The following is a 20,431-nucleotide window of genomic DNA, read 5'->3' on the forward strand; positions in this document are numbered from 1 at the left end:
ACTCCCGACCGCCTGGTTCGTAGCCAGGTACTCTATCCAACTGAGCTACGGGCGCATGTGACAGCGATTTTTTTGTTACTCACACCAACGGCGGGTTGGTGTTCCTGTTGATGGTGCGCCCGGAGAGATTCGAACTCCCGACCGCCTGGTTCGTAGCCAGGTACTCTATCCAACTGAGCTACGGGCGCCCTGCAACAGGAGCGGAATTATGCGGATTACCGCTGCATCCGTCAACGCCTTTGTGAAGAATTTCAGTCAAATGAACGCAGCAGCGCCTCTGCAACGGGCTCCGGCGCCTGCATCCAGTGGAAGTGATCGGCCCGTACGCGAAGGGTCGCGGCATCCAGCACGACGGTGGTCGCCTGCACCCGCGGCAACTTGGCCAGCAGGGCCTGCATCGACCCCGTCGGCGCCAGCCAATCATGGGCCATGACCACCGCGCGGGCACGCCCTTGCACCTGGCGCAGCTGGCCTTCGAGGTCTTCGTGCAGGCCAACGGCGGCGTAGCGGTTGCTCAGGCCGACGCGGGACCAGTCCCGGATCAGGCCGCGTGCTTCGTTGCCGCCAAAGCCCAGCCGTCGGCCGGGCAGCACGCCGTTGCGGTGCGCCAGCCATGGCAGGAAGCGGTACGCCAGCGGCAACAGCCAGCCGCGCGGGGCCGGGAAGCAGCGCCACCACGGCGTTCCGCTGGCCACCAGCCACAGCTGCCGGAAGCAGGCCGGGACGCGGCCGGCATGCAGGCACGCCACCTGCCCACCCAGGCTGTGGCCGCCGATGATCCAGGGCAGCGCGCCGTCGCGTTGGTCATGCAGGGCGAGCAGTTGCTGGCTGGCCGGCAGGTCGAATTCAAGGATTTCCCGATAGCCCCAGTCCTGCGCGCGCGAAGCGCGCAGCGCGCTGCTGCCGTTGCCGCGCCACTCATGCAGGTAGACCGCGATGCCCTGCGCGGCCAGCGCCTGCGCCAAGGGCAGGTAATGGCGCGCGGCCACGCCCAGCGCAGGCAGCCACAGCAGCCGTGCACGCGGCTGCGCGGGCAGGCAGTGCAGCAGGGTGAAGGCATGTCCGTCGGCCGCCTGCAGCGGCGTGCTGGGCGCGTCGCCGGTCATGCGTGGGAGGCAGCGCCGAAGTGGTCCAGCACCAGCACCGTGCTGCGCCCGGGGGCATAGCCCTGCTGCAGCCCGCGCGCTACGTAATCTATGGCGGCCTCGCAGGCATTGGCCAGGCTCAGCCCGTTGCACAGCTGGGCGGCAATCGCCGATGCCAGCGTACAGCCGGTGCCGTGCGCGTCCACCGGCAGCCGGGCATGGATGAAGGTTTCGCTGCTGACGCCGTCGAAGAAGCGGTCGATGACCCGGTTGCCCTCCTGCAGATGGCCGCCCTTGAGCAGCACCGCGCCTGCGCCCAGGTCCAGCAGCATGGCGGCAGCGTGCTCGGCATCATCGCCGTCCAGGATGCGCCGGCCGACCAGCAGCTCGGCTTCCGGGGTATTCGGAGTGACCAGCGTGGCCAGCGGCAGCAGGCGCGTACGCAGCGCCTCCAGCGCGCTGTCTTCCAGCAGGCGCGCGCCGCTGGTGGCGATCATCACCGGATCCAGCACGATGTGGGGAGGGCGGTGTTTTTCCAGCGCATCGGCCACGCAGTGGATCACCTCGGCGTTGGCCAACATGCCCAGCTTGACCGCGTGGACATCGAAATCATCGAAGCAGGCGGCGATCTGGGCGTGGAGGAACGCGATTGGCGGCACATGCACGGCGGTGACGCCGCGGGTGTTCTGCGCGGTCAGCGCGGCGATCGCCGAAAGGCCATGCACGCGGTGGGCAGCAAAGGCTTTCAGGTCGGCCTGGATGCCGGCACCACCGCCGGAATCGGATCCGGCGATGGTGAGGGCGGAAGCGGGCGTGTTCGGGCTCATGGGCCGATTGTAGGCCCCCGCCATGCCCGCCGGTTCGTCATCATCCGCCGCTAGCCCTGTTTGCCCCCGTTGGCATGGAATTCGGAGAACGTGCCGAGCTTCGGATCGAACACCGCGCCCCAGAACATCGCGCCGCCATCGCAGGCACGCATCGCTTCGCGCGCCGGGTTGATGCCGCTGCCGTCAGGCAGCCTGAACGCATTGACGTAGATCAGCTCGCGGCCGTCGGCTTCGATGCCCACGTACTGCCGGTCGAAGTCCTGCGGCGCGCTTACCTGGCCTGCCAATTGCTGCAGTTGGGCCTCCAGCTGCTCGATCTGCACGCGGCTGGGTGCCCAATAGCCGGTGACCCGGCCGGCATCGCGCCCCGGGCTGGGGCGCGAGCAGGTGTCGAGCACCTGCGCGGCCACCACCGGGCGGGTCACGACCCACGACTGTCCGGTCTTCACTGCAGTGGGGATGCTGGGCGGGCCCTGCACGGTGCTGCAGGCGCCCAGCAGGGCGCCCGCCGCCAGTGGCAACAGCAGTTGCGTCAATCGGTTCACAACACCTCCGATGCGTAATCGGCCAGGCGCGAACGTTCGCCCCGGCGCAGCGTGATGTGCGCGCTGTGCGGCCAGTTCTTGAAGCGGTCCACCGCATAGGTGAGACCAGACGTGGTTTCGGTCAGGTAGGGCGTGTCGATCTGCTCCACGTTGCCCAGGCAGACGATCTTGGTGCCTGGACCGGCACGGGTGATCAGCGTCTTCATCTGCTTCGGAGTGAGGTTCTGCGCTTCGTCAAGGATCAGGTAACGCGACAGGAACGTGCGTCCGCGCATGAAGTTCATCGAACGGATCTTGATCCGGCTGGCCAGCAGGTCGTTGGTCGCCGCACGCCCCCACGAGCCGCCTTCCTGCGGTTGGGTCAGCACTTCCAGGTTGTCGGTCAGCGCGCCCATCCACGGCGTCATTTTTTCTTCTTCGGTACCGGGCAGGAAGCCGATGTCCTCGCCCACGCTGACCGTGGCGCGGGTCATGATGATTTCCCGGTAGCGCTGCTGGTCCAGCGTCTGCGCCAGGCCGGCAGCCAGTGCCAGCAGGGTCTTGCCGGTGCCGGCGGTGCCGAGCAGGGTGACGAAGTCGATGTCCGGATCCATCAGCGCGTTGAGCGCGAAATTCTGCTCGCGGTTGCGCGCGCTGATGCCCCAGACCGCATGGCTGCCGTGGCGGAAATCATCCACCAGTGCCAGGTTGACCGTGTCGCCGGTGACCTTGCTGACGCGCAGCTCCACCTCGTCGTCGCCGGGCAGGTAAACGTACTGGTTGGGATACCAGTCTTCGTCTTCGTGCGCTTCCACTTCGTAGTGCGAACGGCCCTTGTCGCTCCAGCTGCGCAGGTCGGTGGCGTGTCGCTTCCAGAAGTCTTCCGGCAGTTCGGTGGCGCCGGTATACAGCAGGCTGAAATCATCCAGCGCGCGGTCGTTCTCATAGTCTTCGGACACGATCCCGGCGATGGCGGCCTTGATCCGCAGGTTGATGTCCTTGGACACGAACACCACCGGCACGTCCGGTGATTCCTCCTGCAGCGCCAGGATCGCGCCGAGGATGGCGTTGTCCGGGATGACCTTGCCGAAGCTCTTGCCGGCGTCGAAGTGGCTGGTCTGGAAACGCAGTTTGCCGGCGCTGTGGACGCCGCGCAGCTGCAGGCCGTTCGGTCGCTGCAGCGGGATGCCTTCGGCCAGGTTGTCCAGCCCGGAAGCCTGTACCAGTTCATTGAGGAAACGGCTTACCTGCCGGGCGTTGCGGCTCGCTTCGGAGGTGCCCTTCTTGCCATTGTCCAGCTCTTCGATCACCTGCATCGGCAGGTAGACATCGTGCTCCTCGAATTTGAACAGCGCGGTGGGATCGTGCATCAGCACATTGGTATCCAGCACGTAGATGCGCTTGCCTCGGGTCATCATCGGTTCCTGGTGGACGGGCAGGGGAAAACCACCCCGGCCTGCACGCGGGCAGGGAGGTGGCAGACGAAGTAGGCGATGGGAGTCACTGTGCTTGGGCGGCCTTCAGTGCGTCGAGCACCGCATCGGCATGGCCGGCAACCTTCAACTTGCGCCAGGACTGCACGATGCGGCTTTGCGGGGAAACCAGGAAGGTGCTGCGTTCGATGCCGCGCACCTGTTTGCCGTACATGTTCTTCAGCTTGATCACATCGAAGGCGCTGCAGAGCGCCTCGTCGCTGTCACTGACCAGCGGGAAGCCGAATCCCTGCTTGGCGCAGAAGTTGTCATGCGATTTCACCGAGTCGCGCGAGACGCCGAGCACCACCGCGCCGGCCTGCTCGAACTGCGGCAGCAGGGCATTGAAATCGAGGCCTTCGGTGGTGCAGCCCGGGGTGCTGTCCTTGGGGTAGAAGTACAACACCAGCCACTGGCCGGCGAAGTCGCCGAGGGAGGCGTGGGCGCCGCCGGACAATGCCAGCGGGAGGGACAGGGTAGTGCGGTCCAGGGTGTCGCCGTTGTTCATGTGTTCCTTGCAGAGCCTGGGGTGGAGCCTTCATCGAGCACGCTCGACGCTACTACATTTGCATGAAACATCGCACACCCGTGACGGGTGTGCGAAAAACCGTCAGAACTTCATCGGGTCCATGATCGCGTCCAGGTTCAGGTGGTCGCAGAACTCGAGGAAATCATCGCGCAGCGCGGCGATGTGCATGTTCGCCGGTACGCCGATGGTGACCTGCGCGCTGAACATTTCCGCGCCGGTCTGCATGGCGCGGTAGCGCGTGCTCTGCAGGCTTTCGATGGTGATGCCCTGGCGGTCGAAGAAATCGGCCAGCTGGAACAGGATGCCCGGCTTGTCGGCGGCGATCACTTCCACGATGTAGGGCAGCAGGTTGGACTGCGCCTGCTTGGCTTCAGTGCGGTACCAGACCAGCTTGAGGCCTTCCTCGCGCTCCAGCCGGGTCAGCATGGCCTCCAGTTTGGCCACCGAATCCCAGGAGCCGGTAGCCAGCGCGGTGACCGACACATCGCGGCCCACGGTGGACAGGCGTGCGTCCACCAGGTTGCAGCCGCTGTCGGCGATGCGGCGGGTGACAGGCAGCAGGGGGGACTCCGGATGCGTCGTGTAGGCGTTGATCAGGAGATGGTTTTCGCTGGGCGAAGGGCGCGGGGTGGTGTCGGTCAAGGCGATTCCGGGTAATGCGTGCGTGAGTCTGAATGCCCCCAACGGGCGGGGATTCACCGGCGTCCAGCATACTTGCCCGCGCTTTCGCGCCGCAAGTAACATGCATGACGGCCGGGACTCCCTGCCGTCCCGTTTCTCCCCCCTACAGCCACGAGCAGCACGCCTTGTCCCTTTCCGGCCTCATCACCGCGCTGGCGACCCCCTTCCGGGCCGACGGCTCCCTCGACACCGATGGTTGGCAGCGCCTGCTGCACCTGCAGCTGGAAGGAGGGGTGCGCGGCGTGGTCGTGGCCGGCTCCACCGGCGAAGCGGCCACCCTGTCCGACGCGGAATACGACCAGCTGCTGGCCAGCGCGGTCGAACGCATTGCCGGCCGCGTGCCGGTGCTGGCCGGTACCGGCCTGTCCGGCACCGCCAAGACCATCGAACAGACCCGTCGCGCCGCCGCCGCCGGGGCGACCCACGCGCTGGTGGTGACCCCCCCCTACGTGCGTCCGACCCAGGCGGGGCTGATCGCCCACTACCGCGCCGTGGCCGACCACGGCGGCCTGCCGGTGGTGCTGTACAACGTGCCCGGCCGCACCGGCTGCGACATGCTGCCGGAAACGGTGGCCGAACTGGCCACTCATCCGAACATCGTCGGCATCAAGGAAGCAGTGGGTGACAACGGCCGGGTGAAGGCGCTGCTGGCGCTGCGCGGCGACGACTTCGCCATCCTCAGCGGCGATGACGGCACCGCCGCGCGCTCGATCCAGGCCGGCATGGATGGCCTGATCTCGGTGGGCTCCAACGCGCTGCCCGGTGCCTACCGCCGGATGTGCGAGCTTGCCGCCGCCCATGATCACGATGCGACCGAAAGCTGGGACGCGCGCCTGCAGCCGTTCCATGACTTCTGTGGTGTCGAACCGAATCCGATCCCGGTCAAGGCGTTGTTGCGCCGGATCGGCATCGGCCATGACCTGCGCCTGCCGTTGCTGCCGCTGTCGGCAGCACACCAGCCCGCGGCCGAACATCTGGCCGGCGACATCGCCGCGCTCGAAGCCCTTTCCAGCCACTGACCCCCTCGTGGCGTTCCAGGAGATTCCCATGCGTCAATCCGTTTCCACCTTCCGCGTGCTGTCCATCGCGATCCTTGCCCTGGGCACCGTCGTGGCCACCACCGGCTGCTTCAAGAAGGGTGCGCGCGGCGATTACGCGCTGGCCCCGGACGTGCGCCCGCTGGAAGTCCCGCCGGACCTGACCGCACCGGCCGGTGCCGGCAAGGCGTCCACCACCGGTGAAACCGGTTCGGTGCTGGCCTCGCAGGCTTCGCGTCCGGCCCCGGCTGCTGCCCCGGGCCAGGCCCCGGCCGCGCCGGCCAACAACGCGTCCGGCTTCAACGTCACCGCGGGCAAGGACCAGGCGTTCACCGACGTCGGCACCGCCCTGGAAGCCATCGACGGGCTGACCATCGCCACCCGTGCCCAGCTGCTGGGTTCCTACGACGTGGCCTTCGAAGGCAGCAACTTCCTGGTCCGCGTGGTCGCGGTGAACGGCGGCTCCTACGTGTCGGCGGTGGATCCGCGCGGCCTGCCGGCTACCGCCGATGCGCCGGTCAAGCTGATCGCTGCGCTGAAGGCCAAGCTGGCGCCGTAACGGGCCAGGCCGGGTTGCGCCGAGCGGTGCTCGGCGTCACCTGCAGCACCAACGAAGAAGGGCGCCCGAGGGCGCCCTTCTTCGTTGCGGTGCGCGCGGTTCAGCGCTCCAGCAGCGGCAGCTTGTCCGGCTTGCCATCCCAGTCGCCGGCGTCGGCGGGTGGGTCCTTGCGCACGGTCAGCACCGGCCATTCCTTCGCCAGTTCCGCGTTCAGGGCGACGAATGCTTCCTGGCCGGCCGGGACGTCGTCTTCGGGGAAGATCGCGTTGACCGGGCATTCGGGCTCGCACAGGGTGCAGTCGATGCACTCATCCGGGTCGATCACCAGGAAATTGGGGCCTTCGTGGAAGCAATCCACGGGGCACACTTCCACGCAATCGGTGTGCTTGCACTTGATGCAGTTTTCAGTGACGACAAAGGGCATGGGGGGAGGCAGATCCGTCTTTCAAGCCGCTAATTCTAGAACAGGTTGGGGTGGGGGTGGTCGAACGGGTGCAACCCGATCGCGGCTGGCGGGAGCGATGTCCTTGCCGGTTTCGGTGTTCGCGGCGAGCCGGCGGGGTCTGCAGGACACGCCGCGAGTACGTCCCTGTAGGCTGCGTCGCCGCATCCATGCGGCTCAGCGTCCTGCAGACCCCACCCGCCCGCCGCCCTGACAGCCTCCGCGTGCTGCCGAACGCGGTGTGGGGGCCGCGCGGTGCCACCAGGCCTGGTAGCGCCGACCCATGGTCGGCGAATGCCCGCAGGCCGTGAGAGGCAGGCCGCAACCCGGCCGCGCCGTGGCAATTGATGCACTGCACATTGCCCTGCGGGAACGGCCCGGCAACACTCGATGTCCATCGGTGGACATCGCGACGTGGGAGTGGCGGGTGCGGCAGCAAAACAGCGGGGAAGGGGCGGTCTACCTGGGCATCGATGCCGGGACGCAGAGCCTGAAGGTGCTGGCTTACGATCCGGCAGCGCGCGAGGTGGTGGGGCAGCAGTCGCGTTCGCTGGCGCTGGACAGCGCCGACGATGGCAGTCGCGAACAGGACGCTGCCAGTTGGATCCGGGCCCTGCAGGACTGCGTGCTGGCGCTGCCGCAGGCGGTGCGTGCGCGGGTCGCGGGGCTGGCGGTGTCGGGCCAGCAGCATGGCTTGGTGGCGCTGGCGGCCGATGATTCGGTGCTGGCACCGGTCAAGCTGTGGTGCGATACCAGCAGCACCGCCCAGTGCGATGCGATCACCGCCGCCGTCGGTGGTGAAAGCGCCTGTATCGCGGCAGCCGGCAATCCGTTGCGGGTGGGCTATACCGCGTCCAAGCTGCCGTGGACGAAGCAGCATCGGCCACAGGCCTACGCGTCGCTGGACGGCATCGCACTGCCGCACGACTACCTCAACCTGTGGCTGACCGGCGCGCGCTTCATGGAGTGTGGCGATGCCTCCGGCACGGGCTGGCTGGATGTCCGTGCGCGGCAGTGGTCGCCGCAGATGCTGGCCGCGACCGATCCGGATCGCGATCTGGCCGGCCTGCTGCCGCCGCTGGTGGCGCCCGACACCACCTTCGCCCTGCTGCCTGCGGTGGCCGCTGCGCTCGGCCTGCCGGCCGGGATACGCGTGGCGGTCGGCGGCGGTGACAACATGATGGCCGCCATCGGCACCGGTGCGGTGCGCGAAGGTCGCCTGAGCATGAGCCTGGGCACGTCGGGCACGCTGTTTGCCTGGAGTGCCCGGCCGAAGATCGACCCGCAGGGGCGCTGGGCCGCGTTCTGTGCCTCCGACGGAGGCTGGCTGCCGTTGATCTGCACGATGAACTGCACGGTCGCCACCAACCAGGTCGCCGCGCTGCTCGGTATCCAGCACGACCAGACCGAGGCGCTGCTGCAGGCCAGCCTGCCCGGCGCGGCAGGGCTTGTGCTGCTGCCGTTCTTCAACGGTGAACGCAGTCCGGACCTGCCGCTGGCCAAAGGCGCCCTGCACGGCATGGACCTGCACAACCTGTCCCCGGCGAATCTCTATCGCGCGGCCATGGAAGGCGCCAGTTACAGCCTGAAACTGGGCTATGACGCGTTGCACGAGGCGGGCCTGCAGGGCGCGCGGGTGGTGCTCACCGGCGGTGGTGCCAACAGCGCCGCCTGGCGCCAGCTGATCGCCGATCTGTTCCAGTTGCCGGTCGAAGTGCCCGTGCAAGCCGAAGGCGCGGCCTTCGGCGCGGCGCTGCAGGCGGCGTGGGCATGTGCCGGCGCCAGCATGCCGCTGGCTGACCTGGTCGATGCGCACGTGGTGTTCGACCCGGCCCTGTCAGCGCAGCCCGATCCCGTCCGCGGTGCTTCGTATGCACGCGGCTACCAGCGTTTCGTCCATTACCTGCAGGCCTCGCTGCCGTTGTACAGCCAGCGCCTGCCCTGATTTCCCCCAGAGGATGTTGCCCATGAGTTCTTCGTTCTACGTTGGCCAGCGCGAGTTCTTCCCCGGTGTCGGTCGCATTCCCTTCGAAGGCCGCGATTCGGACAATCCGCTGGCCTACAAGGTCTACGACGCCGACAAACAGGTCGGCGGGCGCAGCATGGCCGAGCACCTGCGATTCGCCGTGGCGTACTGGCACAGCTTCTGTGGGGCAGGGCACGACCCGTTCGGCCCCGGTACGCGCGTTTATCCGTGGGACCAGGGCGCCACGCCGCTGGCGCGTGCCGAGGCCAAGGCCGATGCCGCTTTCGAGTTCGTCACCAAGCTGGGCGTGCCGTACTACTGCTTCCATGACGTCGACCTGGCGCCGGATGCCGATGACATCGGCGAGTACCGCGACAACCTGGGGCACATGGTGGAAATCGCCGGCGAGCGCCAGCGGCAGACCGGGGTCAAGCTGCTGTGGGGTACGGCCAACCTGTTCTCGCACCCGCGCTACATGAACGGTGCAGCGACCAATCCGGATTTCGCCGTGGTCGCGCGCGCTGCGGTGCAGGTCAGGGCGGCGCTGGATGCCACGGTGGCGCTGGGCGGCAGCAACTATGTGTTCTGGGGTGGCCGCGAAGGCTACGCCTGCCTGCTCAACACCGACATGAAGCGCGAGCAGGCGCATCTTGCGCGGTTCCTCGCCGCGGCGCGCGATTACGGCCGCGGCATCGGCTTCACCGGGACCTTCCTGATCGAACCCAAGCCGATGGAGCCGATGCACCACCAGTACGATTTCGACAGTGCCACGGTGGTCGGTTTCCTGCGCGCGCATGGGCTGGACCGCGACTTCAAACTCAACATCGAAGCCAACCACGCCACCTTGTCCGGGCATACCTTCGCCCACGACCTGCAGGTGGCCTCCGATGCCGGCCTGCTGGGCAGCATCGATGCCAACCGCGGCAACCCGCAGAACGGCTGGGATACCGACCAGTTCCCCACCGACCTGTATGACGCGGTAGGCGCGATGCTGGTGGTGCTGCGGCAGGGCGGCTTTGGTGATGGCGGGCTCAACTTCGATGCCAAGGTGCGTCGGGAATCCAGCGACCCGCAGGACCTGTTCATCGCCCACATCGGCGGCATGGATACCTTTGCCCGCGGCCTGGAAGTCGCCCATGCACTGGTCACCGCTTCGCCGCTGGAACAGTGGCGCAGCGAACGCTATGCCAGCTTCGACAATGGCGCGGGCGCTGCGTTCGCCAATGGCCAGTTGACCCTGCAGGACCTGTGCGCGCACGCCCAGCAGGCCGGCGAGCCGCGGCAGCGTAGCGGCCGGCAGGAAGCGTATGAGAACCTGCTCAACCAGTACCTGCTGCGCTGAGCGGCAGGCGTCCATCGCAACCGGGTAAACCCATGTCCACAGCGCTATCCGCTTCCTCCGGCACGCAGGGCGAGAACACCGCCTTCATCGTGCTGATCAGCTGCGTGGCCACCATTGGTGGCTTCCTGTTCGGCTTCGACAGCGGGGTCATCAACGGCACCGTCGACGGCCTTCGAAACGCGTTCAATTCCAGCGAAGCCGCGCTCGGCTTCGAAGTGGCTTCGATGCTGCTCGGTTGTGCCATCGGCGCGTTCCTGGCAGGGCGGCTGGGTGACCTGCTGGGACGGCGCAGCGTGCTGATCATCTCGGCGGTACTGTTCCTGCTGTCGGCGTTGGGGGCCGGCGCGGCGCACGCGTCGTGGCTGTTCGTCGCCGCGCGCGTGATCGGCGGTTTCGCGGTCGGCGCGGCCAGCGTGATGGCCCCGGCGTACATCGCCGAAGTCGCCTCGGCGCGCTATCGCGGCAAGCTCGCCACGGTGCAGCAGATCGCCATCATCAGCGGCCTGTTCGCGGCCTTCCTGAGCAACTACCTGCTGGCACGCGCGGCGGGTGCGTCCACCGAAGTGCTGTGGCTGGGGCAGGAAGCATGGCGCTGGATGTTCTGGATGCAGGCCATTCCTTCGCTGCTGTTCCTGGCGCTGCTGCTGGTGATCCCGGAAAGCCCGCGCTTCCTGGTGGTGAAGGGGCGCAGGGCGGAAGCATCGGCGGTGCTGACCCGGCTGTACGGTGCGGTGGAGGCCCAGGCCAAGCTCGGCGAGATCGAGCACAGCCTGGCCCAGCACCAGCACCGGCCGTCCTTCGCCGATCTGAAGGACAAGGCGAGCGGCAAGCTGCGCGGCATCGTCTGGGTGGGCATCGGGCTGGCCGTGCTGCAGCAGCTGGTCGGCATCAACGTGGTGTTCTACTACGGCGCAGTGCTGTGGCAGGCAGTGGGCTTTTCCGAAAACGATGCGCTGCTGATCAACGTGCTGTCCGGTGCACTCAGCATCGGGGCGTGCCTGGTGACGGTGGTGCTGATCGACCGCATCGGTCGCAAGCCGCTGCTGTGGGTGGGTTCGGTGGGCATGGCGATCGCGCTGGCCCTGATGGTGGTGGCGTTCTCCAGCGGCAGCCTGGTCGATGGCCGCTTGCAGCTGTCCGATGGCATGGGCCGGCTGGCGCTGGTGGCGGCCAATGTCTACGTGGTGTTCTTCAACATGTCCTGGGGCCCGGTGATGTGGGTGATGCTGGGCGAAATGTTCCCCAACCAGATCCGCGGTTCGGCGCTGGCCGTGGCGGGTGCGGCGCAGTGGACCTCGAACTTCGCCATCACCGTGACCTTCCCGATCCTGCTGGCCGGGATCGGTCTGGCCGGTGCCTACAGCATCTATGCGGTAGCCGCGTTCCTGTCGATCTTCTTCGTGATCCGCTACGTGCGCGAGACCAAGGGCAAGGAGCTGGAACAGATGGAAGGCTGACCTCCACGCAGGGCCCGGCGCCACCGCGCCGGGCCTTCAACGACACGCCAACAGGCACAAAAAAACCCGCTCATGGCGGGTTTATTGCTTCCTGCTGCAGTGACTGGTGCTCCCTAGGGGACTCGAACCCCTGTTTTAGCCTTGAGAGGGCCACGTCCTAACCTCTAGACGAAGGGAGCGTTTGAAGTGTCACTGCCGGGGCAGGCGCGCTAGTATATGCATCTCGATGCCATTGGGCAATCCCGAAACTTCAACCGGAAGCGCCAACATCATTCCCTCCGTGACAACTCCGATCAGCCTGCGCGTCATCCCGCGCGACCAGCACACCATCTCGCGCAAGGACATCAGCCCCAACGCCGTGCGCGTGCTGTACCGCCTGCGGGATGCCGGCTTCGGCGCCTACCTGGTGGGTGGCGCCGTGCGCGACCTGCTGGTCAATGGCCACCCCAAGGACTTCGACGTGGCCACCGATGCCACGCCCGAACAGGTCAAGCAGCTGTTCCGCAACTGCCGCCTGATCGGTCGCCGCTTCCGCCTGGCCCACGTGGTGTTCGGCCGCGAGATCATCGAAGTGGCCACCTTCCGTGCCAACATCGATGACGGCAGCGGCGACCGCGAGATGGAAAACGGCATGCTGGTACGCGACAACGTGTACGGTTCCATCGAAGACGATGCCATCCGCCGTGACTTCACCTGCAACGCGCTGTACTACGCCATCGAGGATTTCTCGGTGCGTGATTACACCGGCGGTTTCGAAGACGTGCAGGCCCGCCTGATGAAGCTCATCGGCGATCCGGAACAGCGTTACCGCGAAGATCCCGTGCGCATGCTGCGTGCCGTGCGCCTGGCCGGCAAGCTCGGTTTCCAGATCGAGGAAAAGACCGCCGCGCCGATCCCGCAGCTCGCCAACCTGCTCAACGAAGCGGCCCCGGCGCGCCTGTTCGAGGAAGTGCTCAAGCTGTTCCTGGGCGGGCATGGCGTGGCCAGCTTCGAGGGCCTGGAGCGTTACGGCCTGTTCGATGTGATGTTCCCGGAAAGTGGCAAGGCGCTGCGTTCCAACCGCAGTGGTGCGCTGCGCCGCATGCTGATCGAAGGCCTCGCCAACACCGACCAGCGCGTGGCCAACGACGAGCCGGTGTCGCCCTCGTTCCTGTTCGCGCTGCTGCTGTGGCCGGCGTTCTGCCGAACCCAGGCCACGCTGCTCAAGCAGGGTGTCGCCGAAGAAGAAGCGCAGCGTCGCGCCGCCGACCGGGTGACCCTGCACCAGCTGACCACCATCGCGCTGCCGCGCCGCTTCTCGCTGCCGATGCAGGAGATCTGGCTGCTGCAGGCCCGCTTCGGCTCACGCCAGCGCAAGCGCGTGTTCCGCACGTTGACCCACCCGCGTTTCCGCGCGGCGTTCGACTTCCTGATCCTGCGCCAGGTGGCCTCCAGCGAACATGCCAGCGACGTGGCGTTCTGGCGCGAGGCGCAGCAGCAGTCCGGCCGAGAGCTGGAAAGTGCGCTGGATGACCTGCACACGCAGGATGCCGACGATGCGGGTGACGAGCCGCGCAAGCGCCGCCGCCGTCGTCGTCGCCCGGGTGCTCCCGGCGCACCGGCTGCCGAGTAAGCGGCGTGGTCAGGGCATGGATCGGCCTGGGCGCCAACCTCGGTGACGCCGCCAGTACGGTCAGTGCGGCGATCGAGGCGCTGGACGGCCTGGCCGATACTGAACTGACCCGCGCCTCGCTGCTGTACGCCAGCCCGGCCTGGGGCAATGAGGACCAGCCACCGTTCGTCAATGCGGTGGCCTGCGTCCAGACCGGCCTGCCGCCGCTGGCCTTGCTCGACGCCCTGCTGGCGCTGGAAACCGGCTTCGGTCGGGTGCGTGATCCGGCCGTGCACTGGGGCCCGCGCCTGCTCGACCTGGACCTGCTGCTGTACGGCGACCAGGTGATCGACCTGCCGCGCCTGCAGGTCCCGCATCCGTACCTGCACCAGCGCGCCTTCGTGCTGGTGCCACTGGCCGAAGTGGAGCCGGACCTGCTGATTCCCGGGCACGGCCGCGTGCGGGATGCAGTGATGCAGGTGCCGACCAGCGGGATCGCGCCGATAAGGGGATAATGGGGCGGTTATCACCCCCGGTTATTTCCTGATGAGCACCCACGCAGACAGCAAACCCTGGACCGTCCCGGCGCTGGCCGAGGCCAAGCGCAATGGCCAGAAGCTGGTCATGTTGACCGCCTACGACGCCGGTTTCGCCCGTACCTTCGATGCCAACGGGGTCGACCTGATCCTGATCGGCGACTCGCTGGGCATGGTGGTGCAGGGGCACGATTCGACCCTGCCGGTGACCGTGGCCGACATGGTCTACCACACTGGCGTGGTGGCCCGCGTGCTGCAGCGCGCGCTGCTGATCGCCGACCTGCCGTTCGGCGCCGACGCCACCCCGGAACGTGCCTTCGATGCGTCGCTGCAGTTGCTGCAGGCGGGCGCGGAGATGGTCAAGATCGAAGGCGCCGGCTTCAAGCTGGACATCATCCGCCACCTGGTGGAGCGCGAAATCCCGGTGTGCTCGCACCTGGGGCTGACCCCGCAGTCGGTGCTGCGCCTGGGTGGCTATCGCGTGCAGGGTCGCGGCGATGCCGCCCGCCAGCTGGTCGAAGATGCCAAGGCCGTGGTCGCCGCCGGTGCCAGCATGATGGTGCTCGAATGCCTGCCCACGCCGGTGGCCGCCGAGGTCACCGCCGCCGTTGCGGTGCCGACCATCGGCATCGGCGCCGGTCCGCAATGCGACGGCCAGGTGCTGGTGATGCATGACATGCTGGGCCTGGACAGTGGCCATCGCCGGCCCAAGTTCGTCAAGGATTTCCTTGCCGAAGGTGGTTCGGTGGCCGGTGCCACCCGCGCTTACGCCGATGCCGTGCGCAACGGCACCTTCCCCGATGCCGAGCACGCCTACGCCTCATGATCCAGACCGTTACCGAACTTTCCCAGCTGCGCGCGATCGTCAGCGGCTGGAAGCGCGAAGGCCTGCGCGTGGCGCTGGTGCCGACCATGGGCAACCTGCACGCAGGCCACTATTCCCTGGTCGCGCTGGCGCGGCAGTACGCTGATCGCGTGGTGTCCAGCGTGTTCGTCAACCCGACCCAGTTCGGGCCGAACGAAGACTTCACCCGTTACCCGCGCACGCCGGAGGCCGATACCAGTGGCCTGGAAGCGGCTGGCTGCGACGTGCTGTGGCTGCCGACGGTGGAGTCGATGTACCCATTTGGCGTGGAGCTGGCGGCCAATGTCAGCGTGCCCGGGATCAGCGGGCTGCTGGAAGGGGCGCATCGCCCCGGTCACTTCGACGGTGTCTGCACGGTGGTGTCGCGCCTGTTCAATCAGGTGCAGCCCGACGTGGCGGCGTTCGGCAAGAAGGACTACCAGCAGCTGGCGGTGATCCGGCAGATGGTGGCCGACCTGGCGTTCCCGATCCAGATCGTCGGCGGCGACATCGTGCGCGAAGACGACGGCCTGGCGATGAGTTCGCGCAACCAGTACCTGGATGCGGTGCAGCGCCCGGCATCGACGACGATCCATCGGGTGCTGCAGGGCATGCGCGAAGGCTACATCACCGGGCTGTCGCGTGAGCGCATCGAAGCCGATGCGGCCGCTGCCCTGCAGGCCGCGGGCTTCCAGGTGGACTACGCGGCGCTGCGTACGCCGGACCTGATCGAGCCGCCGCATGAAGGCGGGCCGCGCGTGGCGCTGATCGCCGCGCGTCTGGGCAGCACCCGGCTGATCGACAACCTCGAGTTCTGACGCGCCGGGTTGCGTGACAGCGCCCTGAGGGGGTAGCGTCCTTTTCGCCAAGCGACAAGGACGCTACCCCTTTTTCACAGCTGTTCCAGCGCGCGCCGGACCAGGCCCTCGCGATACCAGGTTCTGTCCGGGTAGACCGGCTGCCCGCACGCGATCCGCGCCTGATGGATCCACACCGCGATCTCCATCGCCCTGTCTGATTGCAGATCGAGCGGGGTCGGTGCGCGTGGCAGGCCGGCCTGCCCGCGGCTGGCCGCCGCAACGGGGGCCGCAGCGCACGCGCGGTAGCGGAAGCCACTGGCCACCGACATGGCCTTGTCTGCTTGTTCGGCTTCGGCCCACGCCGCCCGCGTCAGGCGTGCTTCCAGGTTGGCGATCCTGCGCAGCATCGGGTGCGCGTCGTAGATGCCGGTGGCGGGGAACAGCTCGCGGTACCCACCCGTCCGCGCATCCGGCTCTGTGCTGCGCGCGCGGGGCAGGGCGGGGCGATCTTCCTGGTTGCGCACGGTTACCGAACGCGATCGCGGGCGTCGCGCTCTGGCAGGTGGCTCGCCGATTCAGGTAGGCCCGGAAAAGCGCTTGACCAGCGCGTCGAAATCAGGGGCACGGCTGAGGGTGGCGGCGGCGGTGGAAGGCATGTGGACTCCGGGTTGAGAAGCGTAGTCCAGCAGATGCAGGCACGGCGCGCTTGCGGGAATCGTGCGTTTCGCGCCGGGCGCCGCTGCGCCGCTGACGGGTTCAGGCGGCCGGACCTGAACCGCTGCCTGACCGGCGCCGGGTGGCCCTGTCGCCAACGTCCCAGGTGGTAGAATCCCGGCTTTCCTTTACCGCGTTGCCTGTGCCATGCACCTGTCCCTGCTGAAGACCAAGATCCACCGCGCGACCGTCACCCATTCGGAGCTGAACTACGAAGGGTCGATCGCGATCGACGACAACCTGCTGGCGGCCACGGGCATCCGTGAGTTCGAGCAGGTGCACATCTGGGACGTCACCAACGGCGCCCGGTTCAGCACGTATGCCATCCGTGCCGAAGCGGGCAGCGGCGTGGTCTCGCTCAACGGCGGCGCCGCCCGTCATGTGCAGGTCGGCGACATCATCATCATCGCCGCCTTCGCCACCATGAGCGAGCAGGAAGCAGACAGCTTCCGGCCGAAGCTGGTATATGTGGACGGCAACAACCAGATCTCCCATACCAACGACAGCATCCCGACCCAGGCCGCATGACAACGAACAACGGACTCGACACGCTTCACTCCCATGCCCAGCGCCTGCGTGGCGCGCGCATCCCCGACCTGCTCGCGGCCGAACCCGGCCGGGTAAAGGATCTGGCACTGCGGGTCGGTCCGTTGTACGTCAACTTCGCGCGGCAGAAATACGATGCCGCCGCCCTGCAGGCGTTGCTGTCGCTGGCCGCTGACCGTGACGTCGGCGGTGCCATCGCGCGCCTGTTCCGCGGCGAGCAGGTCAACCTGACCGAAGGCCGTGCCGCGCTGCATACCGCGCTGCGCGGTGATGTGGTCGATGCGCCGGTGGCTGCCGACGCCTTCGCTACCGCGCGCGAGGTCCGCCAGCGGATGGGCGAACAGGTGCGCGCGCTGGAAAACAGCGGTGTCACCGACGTGGTGAGCGTGGGCATCGGCGGTTCGGACCTCGGTCCGCGGCTGGTTGCCGACGCCCTGCGTCCGGTGGACGGCAGCCGCCTGCGCGTGCATTTCGTGTCCAACGTGGATGGTGCCGCCATGCAGCGCACGCTGGCCACGCTGGACCCGGCGCGTACCGCCGGCATCCTGATTTCCAAGACCTTCGGTACCCAGGAAACGCTGCTCAACGGGCAGATCCTGCATGACTGGCTGGGTGGCAGCGAACGCCTGTATGCGGTCAGCGCCAACCCGGAGCGCGCCGCCAAGGCCTTCGACATCGCCTCCAGCCGCGTGCTGCCGATGTGGGACTGGGTCGGCGGTCGCTATTCGCTGTGGTCGGCGGTCGGTTTCCCGATCGCACTGGCGATCGGATTCGAGCGCTTCGAAGCCCTGCTGGAAGGCGCCTCGCAGATGGACGCGCACGCACTGGATGCGCCGCTGGAGCGCAACCTGCCGGTGCTGCACGCGCTGACCGATATCTGGAACCGCAACGTGCTGGGCCATGCCACGCACGCGGTGATGACCTATGACCAGCGCCTGGCGCTGCTGCCGGCCTACCTGCAGCAGCTGGTGATGGAAAGCCTGGGCAAGCGCGTGCAGCGCGATGGCCAGCCGGTTTCCAGCGATACCGTGCCGGTGTGGTGGGGCGGGGCGGGCACCGATGTGCAGCACAGCTTCTTCCAGGCGCTGCACCAGGGCACCAGCGTGATCCCGGCCGATTTCATCGGCTGCGTGCGCAGTGACGATCCGTACACCGTCAACCACCAGGCGTTGCTGGCCAACCTGCTGGCGCAGACCGAAGCCCTGGCCAACGGCCAGTCCAGCGATGATCCGCACCGTGATTATCCGGGCGGCCGGCCGAGCACGTTGATTCTGCTCGATGCGCTGACCCCGCAGGCGCTGGGTGCGCTGATCGCGATGTACGAACACGCGGTGTACGTGCAGTCGGTGATCTGGAACATCAACGCCTTCGACCAGTTCGGCGTGGAGCTGGGCAAGCAGCTCGCCGGCCAGCTGCTGCCGGCGCTGCAGGGCGAGGCGGTGGACATCACCGATCCACTGACCCTGGAAGTGCTCGGCCTGCTGAAGTAACGGGTAGTGACGGCCGCTGGCCGTCACCTCCTGCCCGGGCACGCCGCCCACCTGGCATCGCCAGGCGCCAGCATCGTTCAGCGCGAAGGTTCCGGGCTCGGCCGTTTGGCCAGCTTGCGCTGCAGCGAGCGCCGGTGCATGCCCAGCAGCCGCGCGGCGGCCGACACGTTGCCACCGGTTTCATGCATCGCCTGCTGGATGTGCTCCCACTGCAGCCGGCTGATCGGCGTCATCGCATCGGGCAGCTCCAGCTCGCCGTCGTCGTCGGGACCATCATCTTCTTCGCCCAAGGCGCGCAGGATCATCGGCACCGTGGCCGGCTTGGGCAGGTAATCATCCGCGCCCAGCTTGATCGCCTCCACCGCGGTGGCGATGCTGGCATAGCCGGTCACCAGCAGGATGCGCATGTCCGCGCGCAGCGCGCGCAGCGGCTGGATCAGCGCCAGTCCGGACTCACTGCCGAGCTTCAGGTCGATCAGGGCGAACGCCGGCGGCTGCTGGCGTGCCAGCAGCAGCGCGCTGGCCGAGTCCTGCGCCGTGCGCGTTTCCAGCCCCTTGCGCGCCAGGCTGCGCTGCAGGGTGCGCAGGTACAGCTCGTCATCATCGACCAGCAGGCCATCACCGTGCAGCGAGGCCGGGGTGGGGAAGGGCGTATTCATGGGGTTTCCTCGCGGGGGACCAGGGGGATGCGGAAGCCGACGCGGCTGCCGGCGCCCTGCGCCGGACGCATCCACATTTCACCGTGCAGTCGTTCAATGGTGGCGTGGGACAGGGCCAGTCCAACACCCATGCCCTCGCTCTTGCTGGAGCTGAACAAGGTGCCGGGCAGCACCGCCTTGCGCGTATCGAAGCCGGGACCGAAGTCGCGCACCTCGCCGACCAGATCGTCGCCCTCGATGCGCAGCGACAGCTCCACTTCCGCACGCCCGACCTGCTCGCCGGCTTCGGCGGCATTGTTCAACAGCACCATCAGCAGGTGGCCGACGCCGGCATCCAGCGGCCGGGTCAGCGGCGCATCCGGATTGCGGCTCAGGGTGATGGTCGGGCGCACCAGTCGCCATTGTTCCAGCACCTGCAGGGCGGTGGACGGTCCGCGGCCAGGGGCATCCGGGGAGGCCGGGGCGGCCAGCGCCAGCACCCGTTCACGGCACTGCACCAGCAGCTCGCGCAAGGTTTCCACGTCCTCGCGCACGTCGGTGCTCTGGTTCTGTTCGGCGATGTCGTCGGCCAGCAGGGTCATCGTCGCCAGGGGCGTATTGAGTTCGTGCGCGACCGACGCCGCATGGGTAGCCAGCGCGACGATGCCTTCGTTGCGCGCGAAGCGCTCGCGCAGCAGCGACAGTTCGTGTTCGCGCTGGCGCAGGGCGATCGCCAGCCGGGTGGAAAAGGCCAGCACCACCGTCACCGAGATCAGGAAATTCGCCACCACGCCCCACTGCTGCAGGACATCCGGAGCGAAGTAGCCGCCCGCCGGCAGCGGCAGGCCGAACGCTGCACTGACGCAGTAGCCGATCAGGCAGGCAGCAGCCACCGCCAGCGTCCAGCGCGCCGGCAGGGCGAGCGCAGCCAGCGCGATCAGGATCAGGAACAGCGAGCCGAACGGATTGGTGATGCCGCCGCTCCAGCCGACCATCCAGGTCAGCACGGTCACATCCACCAGGATGTGCCCGAACGCGGTCACCGGGGCGGTATCGGTGCCGTGTACGCGCAGCTGGGCGTAGGTGTTGAACAGCGCCAGCACGGCCACGCCGGCCCACAGCGGAACCTGCGGCAGCGGCAGGCCAAGCACCCAGGTGGCGACCAGGATCGTGGCCGCCTGGCCGGCGGTGGCCAGCCAGCGCAGGCTGCACAGGGTCTGCAGGAAGGGGGCGTCAGGGGAAGTCATGGCTGTCATCGTATGCGTTGCCTGCGTGCACCGCCTGCGACAATCGGCCGCAGATGCCACCGCGGCTGAATGGGAGTCACCCGACGGTCCTGCAGCAGCGCTAG

21 protein-coding genes and 3 tRNA genes (1 of these 24 only partly in view) are annotated in these 20,431 nt (G+C 67.6%); 11 read left to right on the forward strand and 13 right to left on the reverse strand.

The window, feature by feature from the left end; translation table 11 throughout:
- The 8 genes from RTX79_RS00105 to RTX79_RS00140 form a co-directional block, all read right to left on the reverse strand.
- A tRNA-Arg gene (locus RTX79_RS00105) sits at positions 1–55 on the reverse strand (it extends 122 nt beyond the left edge of the window).
- 56 nt (positions 56–111) lie between these two features.
- Positions 112–188: transfer RNA gene (locus RTX79_RS00110), tRNA-Arg, on the reverse strand.
- Between the two features lie 63 nt (positions 189–251).
- Positions 252–1,106 carry an alpha/beta hydrolase family protein gene (locus RTX79_RS00115; protein WP_312680863.1) on the reverse strand — a complete coding sequence of 285 codons (855 nt, stop codon included), beginning with the start codon at positions 1,104–1,106 and terminating at the stop codon, positions 252–254.
- Positions 1,103–1,912: a bifunctional hydroxymethylpyrimidine kinase/phosphomethylpyrimidine kinase gene (gene thiD, locus RTX79_RS00120; RefSeq protein ID WP_312680866.1), complete on the reverse strand. Its 810-nt coding sequence runs from the start codon at positions 1,910–1,912 to the stop codon at positions 1,103–1,105. Before thiD ends, RTX79_RS00115 begins: the two co-directional genes overlap by 4 nt.
- Before the next feature lie 50 nt (positions 1,913–1,962).
- Positions 1,963–2,457: a hypothetical protein gene (locus RTX79_RS00125; RefSeq protein WP_312680867.1), complete on the reverse strand. Its 495-nt coding sequence runs from the start codon at positions 2,455–2,457 to the stop codon at positions 1,963–1,965.
- Entirely contained in the window at positions 2,454–3,851 is a 1,398-nt protein-coding gene (locus RTX79_RS00130; protein ID WP_057508813.1) for a PhoH family protein, read from the reverse strand. The genes RTX79_RS00125 and RTX79_RS00130 overlap by 4 nt, the downstream gene beginning before the upstream one ends.
- Positions 3,852–3,936: 85 nt before the next feature.
- The gene (locus RTX79_RS00135; RefSeq protein ID WP_057508812.1) at positions 3,937–4,416 is read right to left on the reverse strand and encodes a peroxiredoxin; all 480 of its coding nucleotides are present in this window, start codon (positions 4,414–4,416) and stop codon (positions 3,937–3,939) included.
- 102 nt (positions 4,417–4,518) lie between these two features.
- Positions 4,519–5,079: a glycine cleavage system protein R gene (locus RTX79_RS00140; protein ID WP_042615184.1), complete on the reverse strand. Its 561-nt coding sequence runs from the start codon at positions 5,077–5,079 to the stop codon at positions 4,519–4,521.
- 164 nt (positions 5,080–5,243) lie between these two features.
- Here RTX79_RS00140 and dapA point away from each other — a divergent pair, with 164 nt between their 5' ends.
- Together dapA and RTX79_RS00150 are read left to right on the forward strand one after the other, a co-directional pair.
- The gene (gene dapA / locus RTX79_RS00145; RefSeq protein ID WP_312680875.1) at positions 5,244–6,137 is read left to right on the forward strand and encodes a 4-hydroxy-tetrahydrodipicolinate synthase; all 894 of its coding nucleotides are present in this window, start codon (positions 5,244–5,246) and stop codon (positions 6,135–6,137) included.
- 28 nt (positions 6,138–6,165) lie between these two features.
- Complete coding sequence (locus tag RTX79_RS00150; RefSeq protein WP_312680876.1) at positions 6,166–6,714, forward strand: hypothetical protein; 549 nt, start codon at positions 6,166–6,168, stop codon at positions 6,712–6,714.
- A gap of 100 nt (positions 6,715–6,814) precedes the next feature.
- Here RTX79_RS00150 and fdxA read toward each other — a convergent pair whose 3' ends face one another.
- Complete coding sequence (fdxA, locus tag RTX79_RS00155) at positions 6,815–7,138, reverse strand: ferredoxin FdxA (RefSeq protein ID WP_057508809.1); 324 nt, start codon at positions 7,136–7,138, stop codon at positions 6,815–6,817.
- 445 nt (positions 7,139–7,583) lie between these two features.
- Between fdxA and xylB the strand changes: the two genes are divergently transcribed.
- Genes xylB through RTX79_RS00170 form a run of 3 tightly spaced genes read left to right on the forward strand, consistent with a single transcriptional unit; the run spans position 7,584 to position 11,921 of the window.
- A complete protein-coding gene (gene xylB, locus RTX79_RS00160) occupies positions 7,584–9,101 on the forward strand; it encodes a xylulokinase (protein WP_312680878.1) in 1,518 nt (505 codons plus the stop codon).
- A 22-nt stretch (positions 9,102–9,123) separates the two neighbouring features.
- Entirely contained in the window at positions 9,124–10,464 is a 1,341-nt protein-coding gene (xylA, locus tag RTX79_RS00165) for a xylose isomerase (protein WP_312680879.1), read from the forward strand.
- Between the two features lie 32 nt (positions 10,465–10,496).
- Entirely contained in the window at positions 10,497–11,921 is a 1,425-nt protein-coding gene (locus tag RTX79_RS00170) for a sugar porter family MFS transporter (RefSeq protein WP_312680881.1), read from the forward strand.
- Between the two features lie 104 nt (positions 11,922–12,025).
- On the opposite strand, the gene RTX79_RS00175 is transcribed toward RTX79_RS00170, so the two are convergent.
- Positions 12,026–12,100, reverse strand: a tRNA-Glu gene (locus RTX79_RS00175).
- Positions 12,101–12,153: 53 nt separating this feature from the next.
- Between RTX79_RS00175 and pcnB the strand changes: the two genes are divergently transcribed.
- Genes pcnB through panC form a run of 4 tightly spaced genes read left to right on the forward strand, consistent with a single transcriptional unit; the run spans position 12,154 to position 15,710 of the window.
- On the forward strand, positions 12,154–13,533 hold the full coding sequence (pcnB, locus tag RTX79_RS00180; RefSeq protein WP_057508162.1) for a polynucleotide adenylyltransferase PcnB: 1,380 nt from the start codon (positions 12,154–12,156) through the stop codon (positions 13,531–13,533).
- 5 nt (positions 13,534–13,538) lie between these two features.
- Positions 13,539–14,027 carry a 2-amino-4-hydroxy-6-hydroxymethyldihydropteridine diphosphokinase gene (gene folK / locus RTX79_RS00185; RefSeq protein WP_312680883.1) on the forward strand — a complete coding sequence of 163 codons (489 nt, stop codon included), beginning with the start codon at positions 13,539–13,541 and terminating at the stop codon, positions 14,025–14,027.
- Positions 14,028–14,058: 31 nt separating this feature from the next.
- Positions 14,059–14,874 carry a 3-methyl-2-oxobutanoate hydroxymethyltransferase gene (gene panB, locus RTX79_RS00190; RefSeq protein WP_057508160.1) on the forward strand — a complete coding sequence of 272 codons (816 nt, stop codon included), beginning with the start codon at positions 14,059–14,061 and terminating at the stop codon, positions 14,872–14,874.
- A complete protein-coding gene (panC, locus tag RTX79_RS00195) occupies positions 14,871–15,710 on the forward strand; it encodes a pantoate--beta-alanine ligase (RefSeq protein ID WP_312680886.1) in 840 nt (279 codons plus the stop codon). Before panB ends, panC begins: the two co-directional genes overlap by 4 nt.
- 74 nt (positions 15,711–15,784) lie before the next feature.
- Here panC and RTX79_RS00200 read toward each other — a convergent pair whose 3' ends face one another.
- A complete protein-coding gene (locus tag RTX79_RS00200) occupies positions 15,785–16,216 on the reverse strand; it encodes a hypothetical protein (RefSeq protein ID WP_312680888.1) in 432 nt (143 codons plus the stop codon).
- 337 nt (positions 16,217–16,553) lie between these two features.
- Between RTX79_RS00200 and panD the strand changes: the two genes are divergently transcribed.
- Both panD and pgi read left to right on the forward strand, forming a co-directional pair.
- Positions 16,554–16,934 carry an aspartate 1-decarboxylase gene (panD, locus tag RTX79_RS00205; RefSeq protein WP_042614028.1) on the forward strand — a complete coding sequence of 127 codons (381 nt, stop codon included), beginning with the start codon at positions 16,554–16,556 and terminating at the stop codon, positions 16,932–16,934.
- Positions 16,931–18,442, forward strand: a complete 1,512-nt coding sequence (pgi, locus tag RTX79_RS00210; RefSeq protein WP_057508157.1) for a glucose-6-phosphate isomerase — start codon at positions 16,931–16,933, stop codon at positions 18,440–18,442. The genes panD and pgi overlap by 4 nt, the downstream gene beginning before the upstream one ends.
- Positions 18,443–18,519: 77 nt before the next feature.
- Here the strand turns inward: pgi and RTX79_RS00215 are convergent, their stop codons facing one another.
- Positions 18,520–19,101 (reverse strand): response regulator transcription factor, encoded by a 582-nt coding sequence (locus RTX79_RS00215; protein ID WP_057508156.1) that lies wholly within the window; start codon positions 19,099–19,101, stop codon positions 18,520–18,522.
- A complete protein-coding gene (locus RTX79_RS00220) occupies positions 19,098–20,327 on the reverse strand; it encodes an ATP-binding protein (protein WP_057508166.1) in 1,230 nt (409 codons plus the stop codon). Before RTX79_RS00220 ends, RTX79_RS00215 begins: the two co-directional genes overlap by 4 nt.
- Positions 20,328–20,431: the final 104 nt, after the last annotated feature.

Source organism: Stenotrophomonas chelatiphaga, from assembly GCF_032054965.1.
GTDB classification, from domain to species: domain Bacteria; phylum Pseudomonadota; class Gammaproteobacteria; order Xanthomonadales; family Xanthomonadaceae; genus Stenotrophomonas; species Stenotrophomonas chelatiphaga.

What these genes read in the sequence shown, in the direction of transcription:
- RTX79_RS00115 (WP_312680863.1), bottom strand. Translation starts at nt 1,106, where the DNA reads ATGACCGGCGACGCGCCCAGCACGCCGCTGCAGGCGGCCGACGGACAT.
- thiD (WP_312680866.1), bottom strand. Translation starts at nt 1,912, where the DNA reads ATGAGCCCGAACACGCCCGCTTCCGCCCTCACCATCGCCGGATCCGAT.
- RTX79_RS00130 (WP_057508813.1), bottom strand. Translation starts at nt 3,851, where the DNA reads ATGACCCGAGGCAAGCGCATCTACGTGCTGGATACCAATGTGCTGATG.
- RTX79_RS00135 (WP_057508812.1), bottom strand. Translation starts at nt 4,416, where the DNA reads ATGAACAACGGCGACACCCTGGACCGCACTACCCTGTCCCTCCCGCTG.
- RTX79_RS00150 (WP_312680876.1), top strand. Translation starts at nt 6,166, where the DNA reads ATGCGTCAATCCGTTTCCACCTTCCGCGTGCTGTCCATCGCGATCCTT.
- fdxA (WP_057508809.1), bottom strand. Translation starts at nt 7,138, where the DNA reads ATGCCCTTTGTCGTCACTGAAAACTGCATCAAGTGCAAGCACACCGAT.
- xylA (WP_312680879.1), top strand. Translation starts at nt 9,124, where the DNA reads ATGAGTTCTTCGTTCTACGTTGGCCAGCGCGAGTTCTTCCCCGGTGTC.
- RTX79_RS00170 (WP_312680881.1), top strand. Translation starts at nt 10,497, where the DNA reads ATGTCCACAGCGCTATCCGCTTCCTCCGGCACGCAGGGCGAGAACACC.
- panB (WP_057508160.1), top strand. Translation starts at nt 14,059, where the DNA reads ATGAGCACCCACGCAGACAGCAAACCCTGGACCGTCCCGGCGCTGGCC.
- panC (WP_312680886.1), top strand. Translation starts at nt 14,871, where the DNA reads ATGATCCAGACCGTTACCGAACTTTCCCAGCTGCGCGCGATCGTCAGC.
- panD (WP_042614028.1), top strand. Translation starts at nt 16,554, where the DNA reads ATGCACCTGTCCCTGCTGAAGACCAAGATCCACCGCGCGACCGTCACC.
- pgi (WP_057508157.1), top strand. Translation starts at nt 16,931, where the DNA reads ATGACAACGAACAACGGACTCGACACGCTTCACTCCCATGCCCAGCGC.
- RTX79_RS00215 (WP_057508156.1), bottom strand. Translation starts at nt 19,101, where the DNA reads ATGAATACGCCCTTCCCCACCCCGGCCTCGCTGCACGGTGATGGCCTG.
- RTX79_RS00220 (WP_057508166.1), bottom strand. Translation starts at nt 20,327, where the DNA reads ATGACTTCCCCTGACGCCCCCTTCCTGCAGACCCTGTGCAGCCTGCGC.